The following is a 3,769-nucleotide window of genomic DNA, read 5'->3' as shown; positions in this document are numbered from 1 at the left end:
GGGACGGCGAGGTAGTTATTTACAAGCGCCCGAAACCTGCTCACAAGCTTCACTTCAATCCGCCTGACGGTACTGCTGCTATTATGGGACACACGCGAATGGCAACACAAGGCGATAAATCGCAGAATTTTAACAACCACCCCTTCCGCAGCGTCGCAGGTGACACCGAATTTGCCTTTGCACATAACGGCTGCCTCTGGAACGACAAGCAGCTCCGCAAAGACAAGCTTATCCCCGATACATATATTGAGACGGATAGTTACGCAGCTTGTCAGCTTATAGAAACTCAGCAGAAGCTAGACTTTGATAGTCTCAAGTACATGGCTGAGACAGTGGAGGGTAACTTCACATTCACGGTACTGGACGAGCAGAACTCCCTATACATTATAAAAGGGAGTAACCCGATGTGCCTGCTGCACTTTCCAGTGCTTGGGCTGTATGTATACGCCAGCACTGAAAGCATCATGAAGAAGGCGTTGAAACAGGTAGGACTCCATAAGTTTGCATCTAATAAAGTAGATACTGTTGAGGGGGATATTATCCGCATCAGTTCTTCCGGTAATATTACGCGTACAGAGTTCGAGCCGAAGATATACCGTTCTAAGTATTCATCCTGGTTTGACTTTGATGATAGCCCATACTATAACATTCACGAAGAATTGCTGCTGTCGTATTGCGGCTGCTATGGAGTTGACAGTGCAGATGTGGAGCTTTTGCTGGAGTACGGCTATACTTGCGACGAGATAGAGGATATGCTCGCAGACCATAATCTCCTTCAAGAGGCTCTGCGTGATGTGAAATATATGTGCGGCGAAAGCCTGTATGAAAGCTGCTACGGAGGTATTTGGTAATGGGCAAAATCGGGTATATCCGTGTATCGACTGAGCATCAGGAGACCGCCCGTCAGGAAGCACTGATGAAGCAGTATCAGGTAGAGCGTGTCTTCGCTGAGAAGATGTCCGGTAAGAACGCCAACCGTCCGGAGCTGAAAGCTATGCTTGAATATGTCCGCGAGGGAGATACCTTATATATTGAAAGCATCAGCAGGCTCGGACGTTCGACCCGTGACCTGCTCAACATAATTGATGTGCTCCAGAAAAAGGGCGTTACTCTTGTCAGCAGCAAGGAGAATATAGATACCAACACTCCGCAGGGACGTTTCGTGCTGTCAATATTCGCAGCGCTCTCCGAACTGGAACGAGAACAAACCTTACAGCGTCAGCGTGAGGGAATCGCCATAGCTAAATCTCAGGGCAAGTACAAAGGGCGACATCCTATCGGCATTGATTGGGTAAAGTTCGGACAACTGTATGAGCAATGGAAGTCAGGAAGGATTACTGCTGTATGGTTTCAGAAAGAAATGGGACTGCGAACCAATACTTTCTACCGCAGGCTCAAAGAATACGAAAGAAAGTTTACATAAATGAGACGGAGCCGGTAATAACCGGCTCCAATCATCTTTCAATAAGGTGGCTGTTTATATTGCAATATTTCAGAAGTCCATAAACGACTTATATGAAACAGTTTTTCGGTGCTTCAATAGGCTATAGGCTATTGACATATTGGCTTGCCCTCTTTTACCCTTCTTAAAAGTTCACTCAGTCTGTGAATATGGTAATTTTTAACAGATTCTATCATAAATTCATGTGTTGTCAGAATAAAGCTTTTTGCCTCTAAACTTAGAACAGAAGTACATATTTCATTATAAATAGATGAATCATCACTTGTGCTTGAGTGTAATAGCTCTGAGAGCGCTAATAACTGCTTGAAATCATTCTTCAGCTTACGCATCAATCTTGAATACCTAACATCGTCGCCAACGCCAGTTCGTGTAAATTCAGCTATTTCACGACCGGTTATGATAAGTGTATTTAACAACCTATCCATTTTAGCTTCCAAAGAGTCATCACTTTCTTTAGCGTAATCAGCCTTATTCAATGATGCAGGCCCTTTTCGTCTATTATCCGGTATAGATTCTTCCCCTTTAAGAATCTTTACGAACTCGTCCGTAATACCATCAAAGAGTGTTGAAGTGGAAGCAGAAGGAAGATATTTCTTGAAATTCGTTAGAAGTTTTTCTTTACTATAGTTTTCACAATAATCTTCGAGAAAACTCATAAACTTGCTTGTATCAAGGTTATTGCTGTTAATTATGCTTTCAGCAATAGGATGTAATGATCTTCGATCTTTATTTCGATAGTATGAAGTAAATGTATCCTTGCCGCGTTCATGCTTTTTATCTTCTATACCATCACTGTACAACACTACGATTTCATCTTTTGAAATCCTGCAAAGGAGGTATTTACAAAAGTCAGATTTAGTCAGTACCTTGTTTGTTCGTTTGTCTAAAAGCTTTCGGTATCCAGTACCAAAAGCGGCTATGGACTCACCAAAATTCATATCATTTCCCGCCTTTCTATACATTTACTATTGTACGTAAGTGTATATTCTTGTTGAATTGAAAATGGAGCACAAGAATGTTATGCTAAATATAGGACGGACAAGTCCAAAAAAATCTCAGTTGCTGCTACGAGTAGGTGAAAAGATTTGAACCTTATTTAGATATGTCCCAAATCGGCTTGAAAAAAGACGATTTTTGTGTTGAATAAAAATCCCACCTGCTTTTAAGGCTACTGAAATAAAAAATGAAAGGAGCATTGATATGCCAGTAGAAAGACTACTGCCACAACAGCAAGCTCATCCGCCCGACTTACAGCAAGCGGATGCGCCTCAAAATGCTCAGGTCTTCGGTATCACAAAACTTGGGTTCGCAAGCATGGATGAGTTGATAAAAAAGTCAGCTCAGGAACTCGGGGTAGAATATGAATTGTTCGTCTCCAACTCGCTCGGCACTCAGCATGGATATATGAAGGTCGTCAATGGCAAGATAGTTAAGACTCTTCCTCTAATCGAGTTCAGCGTTCTATCCGCAGTTGCGGTCATTCAAGGCAAAACAAAGATCGGATATATTGTTAAGCATTTTAAGAATGTGATGACAACAACCCAAGAAGAATTTGTTCCAATTGCCGTCCTTGAAAAAAGGAAGCTCTGCAAATACTTAAATCTTCCGCCACAAAGCGGTAAGCGAAAAGACGACCTTTGTGAGCGGCTTGTAGAAACCCTTGTTCTTGAAAAGGCAGATACCGAAAAGGCTATTTACGTTGGCTTCAAACAGGGCTGGGAATTTCTTTCGGCTAATCTTGGTCGTTGGCAATCAAGAGGCAGGTATCCTCCTATTTTGAGATGTAGATTCTCGGAGAGTATAGAACAACGAGAAACACCGAGAATACGCACACTCATATACGCGGACGAAAAGAGTAGGAGTTGGAAATTTCACGATGTCTTCAGGACCTATTCCAACCTGAAAATTCCGTTTCTGATTCGCACGTCAAGCTATCTGCAAAGCTTGGCAAGCAAATTCGGCATCTACTGCGACCAGATAATCGTCACAAAGCCAACCGACAGAGCTGATATTTCTCTGTTGACGGCGATATATGACAACGTGTCCTACGGACGTGGCAGACTGTTGACTCTAAGCAATGGTAAAGGCATTGAAAAAGCAGGAGATATCCTCAATGACGCTGTTCTGCTCATAAGCGATGATACTAAGGCGGATGAAGAGGGCAAGCGAGAAAAGGGCGTTGACGCTCTCCACAAACGCGTTCTTAATGCTGGCGGAGAGTTTCTTCAGATTCCAGTGATCTTATCCGGCTACGCTTCATCTCAATTAAAACATGAGCTATTCTGTGAGATCTCTATGTTGGATGGA

Annotated in this window: 4 protein-coding genes; 3 read left to right on the top strand and 1 reads right to left on the bottom strand. The window is 42.8% G+C overall.

Annotation, left to right across the window (positions count from 1 at the left end; genetic code table 11):
- Together BMX22_RS15590 and BMX22_RS15585 are read left to right on the top strand one after the other, a co-directional pair.
- On the top strand, positions 1-851 hold an 851-nt coding region (locus tag BMX22_RS15590; RefSeq protein WP_318259791.1), incomplete at its 5' end, for a class II glutamine amidotransferase.
- Positions 851-1,423, top strand: a complete 573-nt coding sequence (locus tag BMX22_RS15585) for a recombinase family protein (RefSeq protein ID WP_074743549.1) — start codon at positions 851-853, stop codon at positions 1,421-1,423. The genes BMX22_RS15590 and BMX22_RS15585, both read left to right, overlap by 1 nt.
- Before the next feature lie 128 nt (positions 1,424-1,551).
- On the opposite strand, the gene BMX22_RS15580 is transcribed toward BMX22_RS15585, so the two are convergent.
- Positions 1,552-2,400 carry a hypothetical protein gene (locus BMX22_RS15580; protein ID WP_074743548.1) on the bottom strand — a complete coding sequence of 283 codons (849 nt, stop codon included), beginning with the start codon at positions 2,398-2,400 and terminating at the stop codon, positions 1,552-1,554.
- Between the two features lie 262 nt (positions 2,401-2,662).
- Here BMX22_RS15580 and BMX22_RS15575 point away from each other — a divergent pair.
- On the top strand, positions 2,663-3,769 hold a 1,107-nt coding region (locus BMX22_RS15575; RefSeq protein ID WP_143055566.1), incomplete at its 3' end, for a hypothetical protein.

It is taken from the genome of Ruminococcus sp. YRD2003 (assembly GCA_900109435.1).
GTDB classification, from domain to species: domain Bacteria; phylum Bacillota; class Clostridia; order Oscillospirales; family Ruminococcaceae; genus Ruminococcus; species Ruminococcus flavefaciens_G.
The sequence above is the reverse complement of the archived record's forward strand: the minus strand, read 5'-3'. Positions and strand labels throughout refer to the sequence as shown.

Coding starts and splice junctions, on each gene's coding strand:
- BMX22_RS15580 (WP_074743548.1), bottom strand. CDS start 2,400: ATGAATTTTGGTGAGTCCATAGCCGCTTTTGGTACTGGATACCGAAAG.
- BMX22_RS15585 (WP_074743549.1), top strand. CDS start 851: ATGGGCAAAATCGGGTATATCCGTGTATCGACTGAGCATCAGGAGACC.